Source organism: Algicola sagamiensis DSM 14643 (genome assembly GCF_000374485.1).
Taxonomy (GTDB): Bacteria; Pseudomonadota; Gammaproteobacteria; order Enterobacterales; family Alteromonadaceae; genus Algicola; species Algicola sagamiensis.
The window spans coordinates 109233-127467 of record NZ_KB894493.1 but is presented as its reverse complement, the minus strand read 5'-3'; the positions used below and the strand labels follow the sequence as shown (position 1 = coordinate 127467).

Genomic DNA, 18235 nt, shown 5'->3' with positions numbered 1-18235 from the left:
CTCATACTTTTAATCTGTGTATCACTGGTGTTGAACATGGGGTGTAGCACCGCAAAGTGGCTTGGCAGTTACGTTGGCTTGTACTCTGAAAATGATTTAGAAACGATTTTGGTCCAAAGCGAAAATATGACCAACCCAATTGCATATGATGTTGTTTTTATCTATGACGAGACACTGACAAATACGCTCACCGAATTTTCAGGACCCCAATGGTTTATCCAAAAAGATGAGGTCTTACTCAAATATGGACAGTCATTGTCAGTGATCAGCAATGATGTTGTGAAAAATATGCCGCCAACCCCTTTAACATTGCCAAGTAATGCTCAGGATGCAAAGGCTATCCTTTTGTTTGCAAATTATCCGGAAAAACAAGGACAAACAGTCGCAATCTTAAGCGGTTATGAGGCATTAAAAGTTTTGTTCAAACAAGGTGCATACGAAATCAAAGGAGGTGATGAATGACAAGTCAAATGGTTCGTCAATTACCTGAAGCCCTGTGTTGGCACGAAGGGATGTTGCTGTCACCCCAGCATTTTCAGCAAGAACAAATTTACTGGGGATCCCAGCTGCAAATGCTTCGTCAAACAATGTCACCCAATAGCTGGGGAATAGTTGATATTCGATTTGATAAAAATGCGCTTGTTGAAGGACAGGTGAGAGTCCAGTCTTTGCTCGCTGTGATGCCTGATGGAATGGTGGTCCACTTTGAAGAACATGATGGACATACACTGACATTAGATTTATCTGAGAATGAAGCGTTGAATCAAGATCGCCATGTCATTGTGTCCATTGTTGTCCCCATTCGTGTCCCTGGAAGTGCCAGCGAAAATGCAACCATCCAGCGTTATGATAGCTTTGAAAGCCAGCCTGTGATGGATGAAAACACAGGAGACAATGCACTAGTGCTGCATCGTTTGCAACCTAAATATGAGTTAATGGCGGTTCGCCAAGTGAGTGAAAAGTATGTCAGTTGTCCAATATTGGAAGTGACGCAGCCAGATGATGGGAATTATCAACTGGGTCGTTATTGCCCTCCATTGGTGCATCTTCATGCACACGAGTATTGGTATGAAGAAGGACAGTCACAACAATATCAGCCACTGATGAGAAGAGCGCAGCAGTTGGCACTTCAAATGCGTAAAAAAGCACGGCACCTTGCTGGATATACCCAAAGTGATGACGACCGTTTAGGGATTGTGATTAATGATGTGCATCAAACCTGGATCAAGGTGCTGACAAAAAATCTAGTAGAGCTGGAATTACTGGCTGACGATCCATTCACCCATCCACAACGCCTTTATCAATTGTTGTCGCGCTTAGTTGGCAGTTTCACCGAGCTGAATTTGAGTTGTATTCCACCGAAGCTGCCTGCCTACCATCATCGTGATCTATTTACTGGGCTGGACCAAGCATTTTCATTTTTGTATCAGCAAATGGCTTTCGTTAATTTGAACTATACCAGTATTCATTTCGAAGAAAGCCGTTCTGGTGTTTTTACACTGCACTTTGACAAGGCATGGTCAGGCCGAGATTTATTGGTCGAATTGACCGCAAAAGAGGGGGACACCACCGAACAAGTCGCAGATTGGTTTAAATCTTGTCGGATTGCTTCAAGAAGATACTTAGAAGCGCTGAATGACAAGCGTTTATTGGGTGTTGCTGTGGAAGAAATACAAAGTGACCCTCAGACAGGTATTTCTGTGACCGCTGGTCATGCGCTATTTCGGGTCAAATACGATCCAAAATTGATTGCTTCTGGGCAGCAGCTTGTTGTGATCTGTACAAGTGGTGACATGAAGGAATTTAAACCAAAACGGATCACGGTTCATTTGCCACACGAACTGGATGCCTCCCATGTTTGAACAAAATCAAACGCTCAACTTGTTGGCACTTACCACACAATTTTATGAACAAATTGCCATGGTGAAACGACTACATCAAGAGGGGGGACTAAAGTCTTCGGTCATGCAGCAATTAGATATGAATGAAGAACCCACATCGCAGGACTTTGCTTATGGGATTGCGCTACGATTTCAGCACTGGTTTGAAAATACACGTCAGCGATACGATAAGGTATTGACTGAAAAAGAAAAAGGGTGGTTAGAGCGGACTTTCTACGCTTTAGCTGCCCTTGCAGATGAAATCTTTTTGATTGAGCTAGACTGGCCTGGGCAAAAAGGATGGCGAACGGAATTACTGGAAGAAACGCTCTTTCAAAGTTGTCGGGCGGGCACGCAGGTTTTCCAAGATATTGAACAGTTACTGAAAGCCAAGTCTCTGGCACAAACAGAGCGTCAATTGGCTGGTGTTTACCTCTTAAGCCTCCGGCTGGGTTTTTTAGGACAATGTCGACAGGATGAAGCGCAACTGCTCACCTATCGACAGCGGCTATTTCGTGTGATGAGCCATCAAATGGGCGATGAAGATGCACATTATTGTGAGCAGGCTTATGCCCATTTATTGTCATCAAAAGTCCCTCAACAACTTGCTCCGGTTTCTGTGTGGATGAAGCGTTTCTTTTTAACGGGTTTTGCATTTTTCATCATGAGCAGCATGATATGGGGTTGGCAAAGTTGGCAGTTTGATCAGTGGCTGCACGCACAAGAAGCTCGGATCCAAACCTTTCTTCATTCGGAGGAGCCAGCCCCTTGAATAAACAACAATGGCTCGACTGGCTGCTTCAACAATGGTCTGCGTTTATGACGTGGCTAGCAACTTTATTTTCTCAACTTGAGGAAAGGTTAGCGCCATTGTTTGAAAAGCTTCAGCCATTATGGACGGATCCAATCTGGCAGGCGTTGTTGATTATCCTTATCTTGATGATTGGCTCATTGATTTTCTTCGCCATGATCCAGTGGGGGTATATGCTCATCAATACCATGCTTAAGTACGTGAAAAAGGGGCTGAAGAAAATAGCAGAAGGGATAAAACGGGTTCTGCTCATTTTCATATCACCTTTGATGATACTCTCATCAGTGATTAAAAAACAATGGCGCTATCGTGTTGTGCTTCAACAACGCATTGCACATGTCATGGATGCACTCCGTTACTTAACGACATCTCGTAATTGGCGTTATCAAAGCCCATGGTTTTTAGTCCTTGGTGAAAAAGGGACACATAAAGAAGCGCTTATCTCTGGCGTGATGCAAGGAAAGCGAAGTGCACTCCTTCGCAAAGAAAAACGCCTCCGTGCCGCAGGGAGTCAATGGCACTTTTTTGATGAAGGTGTGTTGATTGATGTAGAAGATCACTTACTTGATGTGGATGAGGGCGATGATTGGAAGGCTGTTGAGCTTCGGTTCGAAAGTCTTTTGGACTTGATTTTAAGTTACCGCCCTGAGCGACCGATTGATGGGATCATCTTCGCGATTTCTGCCCAATCATTGTTATCAGCAGATTCTGATGAACAAAGAGAAAAGTTAATTGAACCGCTGTATCGTCAGCTTTGGCATGTCCAAAAGAAAACAGGTTTCCGACTACCAGTCTATGTTGTGGTAAACGGGTGTGAATCAATCCGAGGATTTGAATCATTTTGGCAAACGCAACAAGAAAGCCGTTATCAGGAAATGTTGGGTTGGTCGAATGAGAATCGATTAGAGTCAGAATTTAAACCGGATTGGCTGGACGATGTATTTCAAACCGTCATCGCAGGATTACAGCAAGCCCAGTTGACGACTGCGGCTTCAAATCAAGATATAGCAGATGTTGATAACTTTGTATTGCATCATCAATATTTCCAACGACTTTATGAACCACTCAAAACGGTCATTTCTGGGCTGTTTACTCGAAGTCGCTTTCATGTGCCAATGCCACTGCGTGGTATTTATTTTAGTGGTCAGCTTTACGGTCAAACAACGGGGATGGAACACCTCCTTCACCACAAGATTTTCCGAGAACATCACTTAGCTTCTCCTATTGAGTATCGCCATCTTTCTACCCAAAGTACCCTAAGGCAGTTTCAATTTGCAACGATTGGGGTCGGGATTTTTTCGTTAGTTTGGCTTGGGGTTGATATTTCTCGCATGTATTTAAACAATGAAGATGCAAGGCGAGTCATAGGGCAAGTTGTCAAGCGACAAGCTTCTATTGAACCAGATTGCAGCGCAATGGGAATAGAAGCGTATAGTCTACTGACCCATTTAAATGAAGTTGGAGAAGACCCTATCTATCCAAGCATGATCTTGTCTTACTTCGATATTCAATACTTCCGAAATCAGAAATTTGTTGCAGATTATTTATTGGCACCTCGGTTATTTAAGGGAATGGAGTGTCGTTTAAATATCCGCGCCCAGCAACTGAGAGACGAACAGAAAAAGCTGATTGCTCAGGATGCAAGTATTCGGTCACTTTCAACATCATTACAGTCTTTTGGAGAGTCTCTAGCACAATTCCAAGCGAAACATGATGACTTTTTAGAGTTATCAGGCCCAATGGGGTCAGTAAGACAGATCCCGAAAAAGCTAAAAGGGCTGCTTGATTACCTTTATGATGCGCCAACGCCAGAGAGTGCAATCCCACGACAGCCGCTGATCACCGGAGCTGTCAAAATGATGGAGTATGCGAATAATCTGGAGGTGCATACGCATCAATTGGTTTCATCGGATGAAAGTATTGATTTCTTAGAAAACGTTGCACAGCAACTCCATAAAACACTACTGGCAGAAGCTTCGCCGAATTTAAATACCGATTTATCGCGAGAGCCAGGCGACAAAGCCATTCTGGCATTGGTTGAGAATATTAGCACTTGGATCACAGGGATGTTGTCTCGTTGGGGAGTGCCTTATTCAGTGAGCCCTTGCGGTCATATTTATGAGGCTTTAGATGGACCGTTGAGTTATTTAGCGTCTTCTGGTGTTTATCTTCATTCACGCCTTCAGCATGTTCAGCAACTGTTTTCCAAACAACAGTGCTATGATGTGTTGCGAGCCGATTTAGCAAAGTTACAGCTTGGACAATTTGGCAGTCCATTTGAACTCAAAGATAATATTCTCGGCTTATCAGAAAAAGTAATTAGTCTTATTCCTGCTATCACCCGATTGGCTAGTTTATCTTTTGTCAGTAATCCAATTCATGATCACCCAATGGGTAAGGGAGAAACGGTTGGGTGGAAGTTCCCAGAGTTTCAACTCATCATTCAACAATTGGTCGAATATCAAAACTTTATCGATTTGTTTTGGCCTGATCAGGAAGAACCTTTTTATGGTCCTGCTTTGCGTGGCGCACTATTGAGTAGCGTAGGTCATCATATACAAGATGCGATGATCAAGCAGACGCAATCTCGAGAGGTGATTGAAAATGTGACGGAAGAGGTAAGGCCTGAAGCTGTTCTCTCCAGACGTGTAGATGAATTTGTTCGAGTTGAGTCAGTCATTTTACGTGTGGATGAATTACTGACACAACTTGGTGAAAATCGTCATCGGATCTATCTCAAGCAAGCCGTTCGGGACTATATCCTTGCTCAGCTTGGTGCGCTGGATGAAATCATCTATCTAGAAAGACTTTATGAGCCCATTCAAGATCCAGTTTGGCAACGACCAAATCTTGCATTTGCTCTATATGATGTGAAGACAGAAAAACAACTCTATACGCAACTAGATGCACAGCGAGAGCGGTTTAATTTCTTAGCTTTGAGTTATGCCGATCCTTTGATCCGTTATCTCATTAACAATGAGTCACTCAATACCGTTGTGGCAAAGCGTTGGCGCTCAACACTCGTTGCGATTTATCAGTTTCAACATGCAAACCATCAGAATGACTTAAGTGCTTTAGAAGGGCTTGTGAAGCAGCGCTTAGTGAATACTGATTTATCGAATTGTGCTGAAGTAAAACAAATCGACCCATTGCTGAATCGGAGTTGGTTTGCTGATCGATATCTTGAACTCCATCAGGTTGTGAAACAGCATTGCAAACAACAGAATCAAAATAATGTCCTTGAATTATTCAAAGGGTTAGCAAAGCGGTTTAATGAACAGCTTGCTGGACGATACCCATTTGCAGATGTGAAATATGCAGGAAAAGATGAGCTGACGATAGACGTTGCGATCCAATTTTTTGAAGAACCAGAAAATGATCCGAAAGTACTCCTTGATTCTTTGACTCAGCTTCAACAAAAAGATCCAAGTCAAGTGCCACAAAGCTGGATATCATTTGTGAGTCAATTGAGTCAGTTTCAGCAATGGATAAAAATAGGGAAGCTCAAAGGAAAACCCGATTGGGCGATTGATTTGTCTGTGACTTTTGATGCGATGCCACAAGGACAAGGAGCTGATCAAATTATTTCTTGGCAGTTGAGTGACGGTGACTCGAAGATTGGTTTCCCAAATCAAGGTAATGCGATTTCCTGGGGGATTGGTGAGCCATTGGCACTGCAACTGACTTGGGCGAATAGCTCTGCATTCCAACCGTTTCCTGGTGCGGTGATCCCTAATGCGGTTATCGGTAAAAACAAACAGCAAGTGACATTCCAATCCCAAGGTTCGTGGGGTATGTTTGAGTGGCTGTCCCAATATGCGACGGTTGGTGTGAGTCAGCAAAGCCTTGCACAGAGTTCTGGTCAAATGTTTACCTTTGCAGTGCCTGTTGGCTTAAAGCAGGTCATCCCACTGCAAAAACAAATTTCGTATATCAGCCAACCAAGTATTGCAATTCAGGCAAATTATTTAGATAAAAATGGTCGTCGGCAATCAGTTCAGTGGCCATTTAACCTTCCTCACCAAGCACCGAGGGGGATCCAATAATGAATGATTTCATACGGTTACCCTCTCAAGGAGAATCGAGACAGTCCTATATCGAACACTATTTTAATGTGCCCTATGATTCGCTGATGGCTCCAATTGGTGCAGATGCAGTTGGAGAGTCGGTGCGTCAAAACGGCGTTTACTTCCAAATTAAGCAGGCACGCCAATCTGATGATCCTTCTTTGCCGGTGGGGGTTTGGAGCCACGAGTTAAGAACTGCGGATTGGGCTGAGGTAAGAAAGCTCGCGATTGATGCTTTATGTCATAAGTGCAAAGATTTACAGCTCGGGGTCTGGTTGTTTGAATCAAATATCCACTTGCATGGTCTGGCCGGTATTGCGCCTGCAACGGCTCTGCTCCATTCGCTTTGCGAAACATATTGGGAAACCATGCACCCTCAAATGGTGGATGGTGATATGGAATATCGGACAAACCCGATTAATTGGATAAACGACAAACTCACGCCACGCTTACGCTTGCTCCCATTAACACAGACGGTATTGGATGGTGAAGAATACTGCTGGGATGATTGGGAAAATGCCATTCGCTATGAACAACTCCGTGATCAGAAAAAACACTCGGGTGATTGGGAAGGCCCGACACCAAAACTATTCAAACAACGCGTGGCTGCCACATCAACCGAGTTTTATCAGCAGTGCTTAGCGGAAATTGAAGATGCTGGCCAAGCAATCAGTGGTTTTCAAGATTGGCTGGATGATACGTGTGGCAATGAAGCGCCAAGTTTTGCTGATCTGTCTCGACTCCTTAAAGCAATGCATGATTTGGTTTCGACGGAATTACAAAAGCGTGGTGTTTCACTAGCACCCAAAAAGGATAGCGATGACGATGGTCAATCGGGTGATGATGAACAAAGCAAACCACCCCCTGGTGGGCAAGGTGGTGGATCGGGTCCATTGACCAGCAGAGAAGATGCATTTGTCCTATTGCGCCAAGCCGCGGAATACCTGATGGAAGATGACCCTCACAGTCCAGTACCTTACCTAGTTTACACTGCTTGTAAGTGGGGAGAAAAAAGTGCACCAGAGTTATATCAAGAACTGTTTTTAAACCAAGGAGGGCAACTTAATATCTTTGAGATCATGGGACTTGATGTAGAAAGAAGAAGCTAGATTAGACCGACAGCATAATGCAAGACGATGCACATAATTCAAGTTGTTTAAAATAGACCAACATTGAAGGAGGTGAGATGATATGAGTAGCAAGTCAAAGAGAGAAGCTGTGCAGAAAGGGCTCTCAGGAGGGGCACTCTATTCCAGTGTCAAAGATCATCTCGACAAAGTATCACAACGGCAGTTTACGCCACCAGATAAGGTACAAGGGCAGCCGAATCATGTCCACCAAGAAGCTGTGGATATGCGTAAAAAGCTCAAGGCACCACCTGAATTTCAACAGCGTTACATTGTGTCACCACATGATAATGTTCAAAATCTATTTTTTAATTCGTTTGGCATGGGGCGTCATGCCATTGATGGAAAAAGGCCAGCGGTTCGTCCTGTCTTTAAAGATGATGATCAACGTAAAAACTTTCATGCCTTTGCAAATCACTTTTTATCTCAAATGGGCAGTGGGAGTTTATCGGATAGTGACCAACTCAATAAAAGTACACTTCAGCAGCTTCATGACTGGTCTCAATCCGGTTCTGCGATGATGGACTTCAAAGGATTGGATAAGGGCCAACACCCTGTTGTTTATACACAAGGGCATGGTTCAGCAGGGGATGCGAACATATATTCTGATACCCACCAAAAAGTTCATGCAAGGGAAGTTGCATCCATGCTAAACAAGATGGATTTACCTGAATCAGCACAAGTCAGGGCAAATTCTTGTTTTAGTGGTACAGCAAAAGATTTAACCAATGAGCCGAGGGGAACCTTAGATCAACACCTCAAAGATCACACATTAGATATGAAAATGGCTGGTCAATGGGATGATACATTCGCTGGAACATTACAAAGTGAGCTGCATAGCGACACAAACAAGAGAAATAAAAATGGTTCAATGAAGCAGCGGCATAATCAAGTCATTGGCTATATGGGACCAACAGGACAGGGTGCATGGGATAACGTACAAAGTTTAGAATTTGGAATGATCAAGGATAAAAAGTCACGCCATATGCCAACGGTCATTGGCGATCAAAAAGATCCCAAATCGCATTTTAAACGCAGTGATACGAAGCGCTCTAAAACTGATTTTAATGATCCATAAAATACAGATTGATACTGGCATGTCCCTTGCTTTTACCAGTTGGAATCAGGGTTCACAAATAGGTTGTGTCAATGAGTAGTGTATCTGAACGAAGAGCGGTGCTTGTCGGGGAAGGAAGCTTCTCCGAAAGCCCAATGAAAGAATTAGTTCGTCAAAGAAAAGCGAAAAAGGCAGAGATGGAATCTCAAGCATCGACTTCCATTGAACAGCCTCAGGGAACACAACTAAACCAACCAACTTCATCATCAACTCAAGCAAAAAGCGAAGCTTATCAGGCAAAACGCGACCGGATCAAAAAGCAGCTTGAACAAGGGCATACGCTACCCTCTAGTTCCGATGTATTCGTTGCAACCGGAAAAGACAGACCTGAGCTAGATATTGGAGGCAAAAAAATCGCAGATCCAACTTTTGGATTTGGCAATGGGCATTCAACTTTTTCTGATGGTAGTTCTGATTTCACCAATACCGTATTCACGCCAAAAAGTAAGGAATGGCAACGGACCAAATACGGGAGCCATTCTGAATTTCAAGAAGCTTCAAAAGCTGTGCAAACAGAAAACGCCTCGGATGGCCATGCACTATTCCGCGCAGATAGTAGTGGTGCTGGGCATCTCGGAAAACATGATCCGGTATTGACGATGTCACAACTTCAAGAACGAATTGATACAGGGAAGATGCTAGGTGTGAATTCTGGCGCAAAAACTAAAGTTTCTTCGAAATTCAGTTCCTACGAAGCCTATAATCGCTCTGTAGAAATGGCGAGAACAACAGCTAGCACATTAACATCTGGTGATAAAAGCCAAATCGGTGACTTTAAAGGTTCTGCATCATTAAAGTTAAAACAAGATATGGGTGGGGATGTTGGGGTTTCTCGTAAAAAGACAGGTTCGACTTATACAGACTCAACAGTACAACACACCCAAGTAACCCTCAATGCGACGGAATCTCAAAGTCAGGTCAAAACTCGTTTAGATAAAGGGGAGTCCGCTAAAGTGAACTGGAGTATCGCGCAGCACTTCCCAACGAAAGGGTGAGGTGGGTTTATCCAACCCCGATTTGGGTCAAAAAGAATACAGAAATCCGGGTTTTTGATTGTAATTTGTTCAATTGAATTTAAATTTCCCCATCTTTTGGTTTGATTCATGTTCCGTTAAGTTTCGCTTCTCTAGAATGACGCTTCAAGTGATTGAAGGAATACATATGTCAATTTTTAAACAACTGATTTCAATAACATGTCTAACTCTTTTTTCTTATCAAGCATGTGCGACGAATGGTTTAAAGGTCGAAGAAGATGAAGGTGGTTACGTCGTCACTTTTTCTAACCTACCTGAGGATTTTAATATCACAGGTCAATCAAATTTACGAAACAAAAAAGATGGCCAGTTGTATTTTCAAGGGCGTGTTGAATTACAAGTTGAGAATAAACGTTACCCTGAAGAGTTGAAGGAATACTTCAGCTATTGTGGTTGGCACGGTGGTAAGGAAAAGCACGGTGACAAGAAAAAAGTAGAGAAATTCATTTGTCTATATTACTAGGGTATCAGCGTAAATTTCCAAACGGTCAATAAGCCCTTTCCTTCGATCAAAGGCAACAGACGTTAAAATAATCCTTGAAAAGCCATCAAAAATTTGTTGGTTGTCATTGTATTAATAATACGGCTATTGGTTTAAAGGGCTTTTCGCAATCAGTGCGTAAAATACTCTTTTATAAATCACTGGTGCGAGACTCGTGATACTCAATACCAATTATTTCCGATGAACAGTACACGTTTCTTTGTGTTTTCCTGGGCCAAAAAAAGCTTCCAACTTATCACCATCATGAAGAGGGCCAACTCCCTCAGGTGTCCCCGTAAGAATAATATCGCCAGATTTGATGGGAATATTCAGTTGAATAAAATGGATCAGCTGGTGGATATCGAAAATCATGTCCTTTGTATTTCCGTGTTGCCTGATTTCACCATTTATCTTCAATGTAAAAGAAATATCATCTAAGTGGACATTTGCTGCATCATGGAAATCACCAAGAATGCAGGCATTTGGAAAGCTTTTTGCCAAGGTCCAGGGCAGTTTTTGTGACTTCAACTCAGACTGCTTTTCTCTTCGTGTTAAGTCTAATGCAAGTGCTAAGTGAGAAACTGTTGTCTGACAAACCGACATGGGTTGTTGATATAAATCTTGATTGATTTGAACAGCAATTTCCAGCTCATGGTCACATCGGCCAAGTGATAAAGGAATTGATGTATTTTCATGAAATTTTGTCACGGATGAGGCGGTCTTGGTAAAAATAACGGGTTCTTGTGAAATTGGATTATTGAGTTCTTTGGCGTGATCGACATAATTACGCCCAACACAGTAAATTGTATGAGAAAAAGTCATTGATACATCACCCATTCGCAGAAAACATAAACCCTATCAGCACCTTTGAAAGAAGGGAAGTAATATTCTTGCGGGTTTGATATAGTGCTGACGAGAGCAAGCCCATTGAAAAAGATCAACTGTTCGATGGGATTTAGAACTAAAATAAGAATTTATTATGATATTTACTTGTCTACCCTGTGTGCCATTTAAATATTGAGAAAAAACGACAGGATTATCATGAAAGCCATCGTTGTTGCATTCGTCGCGGCAGGCGTACTTCTGGGCTGTACCAAACCAGTACAAGTTTCCCCAATTGAACCTCAGGAGACCGCTGAACTTGTTGAATCTGTGGAAAAACAGAATGATCTTCAAATCCCATATCGGAAATTTAAACTACAAAATGGTCTAACTGTCATCTTACATCAAGACCATTCTGACCCAGCAGTCCATGTCGGTATGACTTATAAAGTTGGCTCAGCAGATGAAGAAATTGGAAAAACTGGTTTTGCACATTTGTTTGAGCATATGATGTTTAAAGGTTCTAAGCATATTCCTCAGGCATTATATGAGCGACTACAACAGCAAACGGGAGGGGACTTCAATGGGGCAACTAGTTCAGATCAAACGAATTACTACCATACGGTTCCTAATGGCCACTTAGAACGAATTTTATGGATTGAAGCCGATCGAATGGGCTTTTTGCTTGAGTCGTTGAACCAAGATAAGTTCGATAAAGAAAGAGAAGTTGTTAAAAATGAACGGCGAATGCGAATAGAAAATCGCCCGTACGGCCGTATCCATGAAACCATCGCAAAAAATCTTTACCCCGCAGGTCATCCGTATAGTTGGGATCCGATTGGCTCAATGGCCGATTTAGAACGGGCAACTTTGGATGATGTACGTCAATTTTTTTCAAAATGGTACGCACCGAACAATGCAATTTTAACCATTGCTGGTGATTTTAACGAATCTCAAGTACTGAATTGGATCACTAAGTATTTTGGTTCAATCCCCAAAAATGGTGACTTTGAGCGTCAAGGTGTTCCACGAGCACAGCTCAAGGAATGGCGATATGTCACATTGGAAGACAAAATTCACTTACCCCTTATAAGCATTACCTGGCCAACAGTGCCGCCAAGAGGAGAGGATGAAGTTGCATTAGATATGCTTGCGAAAGTGCTTGGTGGTGGTAAATCATCGTTGTTATATAAAGCGTTGGTTAAAAGTGGAGATGTGCTGCAAGTATCTGCTTCTCACCCTTGTCGGGATCACGCTTGTGAATTTGAAATACAAGCCATCCTCAATCCATCGAGCGGACTTTCGCTTGCCCAGTTAAAGGACAAGATTTTCGAGGTCATGTCGCAAATTGAAGATAGAGGCATCAAAAAACAGGATGTAGAAAGGCTTCGGAATAACCTCAAAGCGGCCACGATTATGAGTATGGCGACGATTGCAGGTAAGGCTGCTGCTTTGAGTCACTATGAAACTTATTATGGAACACCTGGTGAAATAGAAGCCGATTTAGCTCGTTATGCTAATGTCACGGAAGCACATGTTGTTGCGATGTACCGCCAGTATATTCAAAATAGCCCAGCATTATTGTTGAGTGTGGTTCCAGAAGGACAAAAAGAAATTCAGGCAGCAGCACCCAATTATCAACCAGATTCTCCGAGAGTAACTCATGCATTGCCGATTCAACCATTACGCATAACGCCAGAAACATTTGATCGCAGCGCTATTCCTCAAAAAGGAAAACCTCAGCCTGTACCAGCACCTGAATATTGGGAGGCTGAGTTATCGAATGGACTTCGTGTTCTTGGCATGCAATCGGATGAAGTTCCAGTGACAGATATGCTGCTGACATTGGAAGGCGGGCGTTTGCTTGATCCAAAAGGAAAAGAGGGCTTGGCTAGTTTAACGGCTCGGCTGATGAATGAATCAACACGTCACTACTCGACAGAAGCGATATCTGATGCGATTGAACGGCATGGTGCATCCATTTCATTTCATGTTGCTGGGCGCACATTTGGTGCGGATTTAATGGTACTCAGCGAACGATTTGAACCCGCGCTTGTTTTATTTATGGAAAAGATGCGTAATCCAGCTTTTGAAGATGTAGAATTCCAAAAGGTGAAGTCTCAGTTTATTGAACAGCTTCAGGCAGCGAAGCTGGACCCGTCAGCTATCGCTTCTGATGCAATCAGAAAACTACTTTACAAAGGAACTCGTCACGCAATTCGTGATATTGGGACAACAGAATCGTTGAGCAAGATCCAGCTAAAAGATGTCAAACAATTTTATAAGCAATATGTGACGCCTGCGCATGCCCAACTCATCGTTGTATCTAATTTGGAAAAGGAAAAAGTTTTAAGGCAATTAAAACCGCTTGAAAAATGGCAGGGACCAAGTTATTCCGTGAAGGAAGAACCTCAGGAGCATCATAGTGATGGGAAAACAATTTATTTTATTCATAAAGAGAACGCATCCCAGTCTCTGATCCGCTTTGTTGCACCTGGACCAAATTTTGACTTTTTAGGTGACTATTTCAAATTAAGTGTTGTTAATTATCCTTTGGGCGGAGGTTTTTCATCGATTCTAAATAATCGATTGCGTAAGGATAAAGGGATCACGTATGGTGCAAACAGCTATTTTGTTGGCGGTAAAACACAAGGACAGTTTGTGGTTGCCACAGATGTTCAAGCAGATAAAACGAAAGAAGCGCTGGTCGACCTTATGGCGATATTAAATCAGTATGTTGAATCTGGGCCGACACCAGAACAAATAGAGATGTTAAAAAGCGCCTATTTAGAAAAAGATGCTTTACGTTTTGAAGCTCCGGGGCAAAAAGCAATGTTTTTACAAGATATTTTCGAATACCAACCCCCGAAAGACTTTGATGTTCAACAGCGTGATTGGATAGAGAGCTTGACTGTATCCCAGGCCGCCTCGATAGCAAATAAAATCCCACTGGAAAAAGCTTTTATCATTGTGGTGGGTGATAAGAATAAAGTTTTGGACGATTTAAAGAAAAGCTTTTTTGTACAAGTTATGTCTGAATAGACTGCAAATTAATGAAAAATTATTTTTCATTAAAATGGATTGTTTTTGGGCTTAATATGTCTGTGGGGATTGAAAATGGTATTAGTTCCCCACACATAACTTTGATATTTAAACCGCTTTAGTACGAGGATTGATTTTGAACCAGCAATTAAAAGAACGACTGGACTTTTTGAGTCAAAGTCAACATGTTCAAGCCATTACTGGCATTCGTCGTGGCATCGAACGTGAATCGCTGCGGATGGACCCAAATACAGGGAAGGTCTCCCAAAAAAAGCACCCTGAAAGCTTAGGTTCGGCGTTAACGCACGGACAAATTACAACGGACTTCTCTGAAGCGTTATTGGAATTTATTACTCCTGCTGGAGAGTCAATCGATGAAACGCTGGCGCAACTCCGAGATATTCACAAATATGTGAACCATCATATTCGTGATGAGTTTTTATGGCCAATCAGTATGCCGTGCTTCGTACAGCATGAAGATGAAATACCGCTGGCGTATTATGGTCATTCAAATATCGGCCAAATGAAACGTGTGTATCGTGAAGGGTTGAAAAACCGCTATGGCAGCATGATGCAGGCAATTTCTGGCGTTCACTTTAACTTATCCTTCTCTCAAAGTATGTGGCAAGCTTTGGCTGAGTTGGAAGGGAAATCAAATGCAGATCAAGATTACATTTCACAAAAGTATTTTGACTTGATCCGTAATTTTAAGCGACACGCATGGCTGATTGTTTATTTGTTTGGTGCTTCACCAGCGATTTGTAAATCATTCTTACAAGGGCAGGAAACAGCGCTGGATTTTCAGGCACGGGATGAAGGTTCTCTTTATTTAGAATACGGCACTTCAATTCGGATGGGAGATTTGGGCTATACCAACCATGCTCAGGGCGAACTGAATATCTGTTACAATAAGCTCGTTCAGTACACCAGTGGTTTGCGTGAAGCGATTAATACTCCTTCAGCGGACTATGCACAAATTGGGATTGCAGAAAATGGCGTATATCGCCAGTTAAATGATAACGTCTTACAAATCGAAAACGAATTTTACTCGCCTATTCGTCCTAAGCGAACCCCAAAAACCAATGAATCGCCGACGCAAGCCCTCGAAAGAAGAGGCGTGGAGTACATTGAAGTACGTGCACTGGATGTAAACCCATTTGAAGATATTGGGATCAGCAAGCAGCAAGTGTTGTTTTTAGATGTATTTCTTGCTTGGTGTTTATGGTGTGACTCACCAGAAATGTCTCGTGAGGAATATACGGAAGTGGATAAAAACTTAGCAGGTATTGTCTCTCATGGTCGTCACCCCGAATTGATATTGCAACGTCAAAATAAGGAAATTTTGGGCAAAGACTGGATGAATGAAATTGTATCCGAGATGGCTGCTATTGCTGAAGTTTTTGATATTGCCTATGATACAAAAGATTATGCGATGATGATCCATGAAGTTGCTCAGATGGTTGAACATCCAGAACAGACATTATCTGGACAATTGCTGACGCAAATGAACAGCCAAGATATCTCGAATGGTAATCTAGGTCTGGCCCTTGCGAAGCAATATCAGTCACAACTGGATCAATATGATTACCAAGTTTACTCTGAGGAATTTTTCATCCAAAGCGCTCAGGCGTCTAAGCAAGAACAACAAAACATGGAAGATAATGAACAACAAAGTTTCTCTGATTTCCTTGAAGATTACTTTGTGACCGTAAATACGCGCTAACAAGGCCATTAAAAAATATGAAGAAGAAGTGCCTTTTCGTTTTGATAGGCTCTCAACTGATATTGGGGTGCACGACACCCCCACCGGAAAACCCCGAAAACCTCTGTGATATCTTTTTTGAGCGTCGTGACTGGTATGATGCTGCATCTGATATGCGAGATAAATGGGGAGTCCCAATTCATGTGCCAATGAGTATGATGTATCAAGAGTCATCATTTCGAGCGGATGCACTTCCTCCTCGCGATTACTTACTTGGGTTTATCCCTTGGGGTCGTGTAAGTAGTGCATATGGCTATTCACAGGCTAAAACACCAACCTGGCAAGATTATATTCGGGAGACTGGTAACTCCGGTGCTGATCGCGATGAGTTTGATGATGCCATTGATTTTATGGGGTGGTTTATCAGCAAGACTTATAAGATCAATAAAGTCTCAAAATGGGATGCTTACCGCCAATATTTAAACTACCACGAAGGTTGGGGTGGTTATCGACGTAAGACATTTCGAAGCAAAGGCTTTTTATTGAAAGCTTCTTCAAAAGTCAAAAACAGAGCCGCAGTGTATAGCAAGCAGTTGAAAGGTTGTGAAGAAGATCTCAATCGCAGCTGGCTTTGGCGCCTCTTTTTTGGTTAGAAAAAAGACGGAAAATAAGGCACTTGGCGAAACCTCATCAAAAAATATGATTTTCCTCCGAAAAAGTGTTGATTTAAAGAGTGTTGTTTTAAATACTTCATATATCGCCAGCAAAAGTTAAGTGAATTTTTTCGAAATACAATAGTCTATTTCAATTCACTGAATAAGCATTGCTCGGATCTGAATATGCGACTTTTAAAAAGTTTGAACGTGAAAAGGTATGAACGTTATTTATGGAACGAGATCCACACGACTTTATGGTGATTTGCCCTCATTGTGATTTAGTCATGCAAATGCATGAGCACTGCTTTGCTGGGCAGAAAGCAAGCTGCCCACGTTGTCATTCGAAATTAGAAACGGGGTGGGTTCACAGTGAAACCATGCTCCTGCTCCTTACTCTCACCGGACTGTTTTTTTATATTCCTGCAAATTTCTATCCGATGATGGCTGTAGAAATGAAAGCTGGAATGATCACGAATGCTTCTGTGTTTGATGGTATTTTCCACTTATTTACTAAAGGGCAATGGTTTACGGCTCTTTTAGTCTTCTTTTGTAGCATGTTGACGCCAGCGCTTATCATTTTTGTTTTACTGTATTTATCGATCACTTTGAAATATATGCAGCCTCGACGTCATCATCAGGAACTATTCCGAGTCGTGTGTCATTTGGATTCTTGGGTGATGCTAGATGTCTATTTGATCAGCTTTTGCGTGGCAATGTTTAAGATGAAGGATCTCGGTGTTCTTCATCCAAACTGGGGACTACTCGCTTTGATATGTCTGGCCGTGACGATGATTTATCTCATGTGTCAGTTAGATAAACGTCAAATTTGGGAAAAGCTACGCCATTGAACTCTGCAAAAGATTTAGGGTATGTCCTTTGCAAGGACTGTAATCGAGTGAACCGTGTTGGCTCATTCCAGTGTTTATCTTGTAATGGAAAACTGCACTTGCGTACGCCAAATAGTTTGCAGGCTGCTTGGGCTTGGCTGGCGACTGCTGCAGTGCTTATTTTTCCTGCGAACTTATACCCGATCACCTTATTCACCGTTTTTGGTAATGAGAAGCCAGATACGATTTTATCTGGTACTTTAACATTAGTGAAAATGGGCATGTTTCCCATTGCTGTGATTGTGTTCACAGCATCAATCGCGGTGCCAATTATTAAAATTGTTGGCCTCACTTATATTTATTTTTCTGTGCAAAGACATGTCAAACTTTCCGATAAAGCAAGAACCCGTATGTTTCACTTCATTGAGTGGATAGGGCGTTGGTCTATGATGGATTTATTCGTGATTTCCATCATGTCAGTCTTAATGGATTTAGGCCATATCAGCAGCTTTGAAGCTGGGCCTGCAACCGCAGCCTTTGGATTAGTTGTTTTTTGCACCATGGTTTCTTCCAAAGTATTTGACACTCGATTGCTTTGGGATGCTGAGCAAGCATCAGAAGAACATTTATACCATTCCGGTCAACGTAATAAGAGCAAGCTATAGTTGT

At 42.3% G+C, this 18235-nt stretch carries 14 protein-coding genes; 13 read left to right on the top strand and 1 reads right to left on the bottom strand.

Going from position 1 to position 18235, the window contains the following annotated elements; genetic code table 11:
• Positions 1-36 precede the first annotated feature (36 nt).
• The 8 genes from C505_RS0106310 (at position 37) to C505_RS0106275 (ending at position 10499) form a co-directional block, all read left to right on the top strand.
• On the top strand, positions 37-462 hold the full coding sequence (locus C505_RS0106310) for a hypothetical protein (RefSeq protein WP_157368849.1): 426 nt from the start codon (positions 37-39) through the stop codon (positions 460-462).
• Positions 459-1862, top strand: a complete 1404-nt coding sequence (gene tssK / locus C505_RS0106305) for a type VI secretion system baseplate subunit TssK (protein ID WP_018691749.1) — start codon at positions 459-461, stop codon at positions 1860-1862. The genes C505_RS0106310 and tssK overlap by 4 nt, the downstream gene beginning before the upstream one ends.
• Positions 1855-2652, top strand: coding sequence for a DotU family type IV/VI secretion system protein (locus C505_RS23525; RefSeq protein ID WP_018691748.1), 798 nt, complete (start codon positions 1855-1857; stop codon positions 2650-2652). Before tssK ends, C505_RS23525 begins: the two co-directional genes overlap by 8 nt.
• Entirely contained in the window at positions 2649-6737 is a 4089-nt protein-coding gene (locus C505_RS0106295) for a type VI secretion system protein (RefSeq protein WP_018691747.1), read from the top strand. Before C505_RS23525 ends, C505_RS0106295 begins: the two co-directional genes overlap by 4 nt.
• The gene (tssA, locus tag C505_RS0106290; RefSeq protein WP_018691746.1) at positions 6737-7867 is read left to right on the top strand and encodes a type VI secretion system protein TssA; all 1131 of its coding nucleotides are present in this window, start codon (positions 6737-6739) and stop codon (positions 7865-7867) included. The genes C505_RS0106295 and tssA overlap by 1 nt, the downstream gene beginning before the upstream one ends.
• Before the next feature lie 82 nt (positions 7868-7949).
• A complete protein-coding gene (locus tag C505_RS0106285) occupies positions 7950-8963 on the top strand; it encodes a hypothetical protein (RefSeq protein ID WP_018691745.1) in 1014 nt (337 codons plus the stop codon).
• A 71-nt stretch (positions 8964-9034) separates the two neighbouring features.
• Positions 9035-9997, top strand: a complete 963-nt coding sequence (locus C505_RS0106280; RefSeq protein WP_018691744.1) for a hypothetical protein — start codon at positions 9035-9037, stop codon at positions 9995-9997.
• A 166-nt stretch (positions 9998-10163) separates the two neighbouring features.
• Positions 10164-10499 (top strand): hypothetical protein, encoded by a 336-nt coding sequence (locus C505_RS0106275; RefSeq protein WP_018691743.1) that lies wholly within the window; start codon positions 10164-10166, stop codon positions 10497-10499.
• A gap of 210 nt (positions 10500-10709) precedes the next feature.
• On the opposite strand, the gene C505_RS21620 is transcribed toward C505_RS0106275, so the two are convergent.
• The gene (locus C505_RS21620) at positions 10710-11339 is read right to left on the bottom strand and encodes a fumarylacetoacetate hydrolase family protein (protein WP_169337009.1); all 630 of its coding nucleotides are present in this window, start codon (positions 11337-11339) and stop codon (positions 10710-10712) included.
• A gap of 219 nt (positions 11340-11558) precedes the next feature.
• Here C505_RS21620 and C505_RS0106265 point away from each other — a divergent pair, with 219 nt between their 5' ends.
• From C505_RS0106265 to C505_RS0106245, 5 genes are all read left to right on the top strand, one after another.
• Positions 11559-14381, top strand: a complete 2823-nt coding sequence (locus C505_RS0106265; RefSeq protein ID WP_018691741.1) for a M16 family metallopeptidase — start codon at positions 11559-11561, stop codon at positions 14379-14381.
• A gap of 136 nt (positions 14382-14517) precedes the next feature.
• On the top strand, positions 14518-16104 hold the full coding sequence (gshA, locus tag C505_RS0106260) for a glutamate--cysteine ligase (protein ID WP_018691740.1): 1587 nt from the start codon (positions 14518-14520) through the stop codon (positions 16102-16104).
• A 17-nt stretch (positions 16105-16121) separates the two neighbouring features.
• Complete coding sequence (locus C505_RS0106255) at positions 16122-16736, top strand: transglycosylase SLT domain-containing protein (protein WP_018691739.1); 615 nt, start codon at positions 16122-16124, stop codon at positions 16734-16736.
• A 233-nt stretch (positions 16737-16969) separates the two neighbouring features.
• Positions 16970-17587 carry a paraquat-inducible protein A gene (locus C505_RS0106250; protein ID WP_018691738.1) on the top strand — a complete coding sequence of 206 codons (618 nt, stop codon included), beginning with the start codon at positions 16970-16972 and terminating at the stop codon, positions 17585-17587.
• Positions 17584-18231, top strand: coding sequence for a paraquat-inducible protein A (locus C505_RS0106245; RefSeq protein ID WP_018691737.1), 648 nt, complete (start codon positions 17584-17586; stop codon positions 18229-18231). Before C505_RS0106250 ends, C505_RS0106245 begins: the two co-directional genes overlap by 4 nt.
• Positions 18232-18235: the final 4 nt, after the last annotated feature.

What these genes read in the sequence shown, in the direction of transcription:
- C505_RS0106310 (WP_157368849.1), top strand. Translation starts at nt 37, where the DNA reads ATGGGGTGTAGCACCGCAAAGTGGCTTGGCAGTTACGTTGGCTTGTAC.
- tssK (WP_018691749.1), top strand. Translation starts at nt 459, where the DNA reads ATGACAAGTCAAATGGTTCGTCAATTACCTGAAGCCCTGTGTTGGCAC.
- C505_RS23525 (WP_018691748.1), top strand. Translation starts at nt 1,855, where the DNA reads ATGTTTGAACAAAATCAAACGCTCAACTTGTTGGCACTTACCACACAA.
- tssA (WP_018691746.1), top strand. Translation starts at nt 6,737, where the DNA reads ATGAATGATTTCATACGGTTACCCTCTCAAGGAGAATCGAGACAGTCC.
- C505_RS0106285 (WP_018691745.1), top strand. Translation starts at nt 7,950, where the DNA reads ATGAGTAGCAAGTCAAAGAGAGAAGCTGTGCAGAAAGGGCTCTCAGGA.
- C505_RS0106280 (WP_018691744.1), top strand. Translation starts at nt 9,035, where the DNA reads ATGAGTAGTGTATCTGAACGAAGAGCGGTGCTTGTCGGGGAAGGAAGC.
- C505_RS0106275 (WP_018691743.1), top strand. Translation starts at nt 10,164, where the DNA reads ATGTCAATTTTTAAACAACTGATTTCAATAACATGTCTAACTCTTTTT.
- C505_RS21620 (WP_169337009.1), bottom strand. Translation starts at nt 11,339, where the DNA reads ATGACTTTTTCTCATACAATTTACTGTGTTGGGCGTAATTATGTCGAT.
- C505_RS0106265 (WP_018691741.1), top strand. Translation starts at nt 11,559, where the DNA reads ATGAAAGCCATCGTTGTTGCATTCGTCGCGGCAGGCGTACTTCTGGGC.
- C505_RS0106255 (WP_018691739.1), top strand. Translation starts at nt 16,122, where the DNA reads ATGAAGAAGAAGTGCCTTTTCGTTTTGATAGGCTCTCAACTGATATTG.
- C505_RS0106250 (WP_018691738.1), top strand. Translation starts at nt 16,970, where the DNA reads ATGGAACGAGATCCACACGACTTTATGGTGATTTGCCCTCATTGTGAT.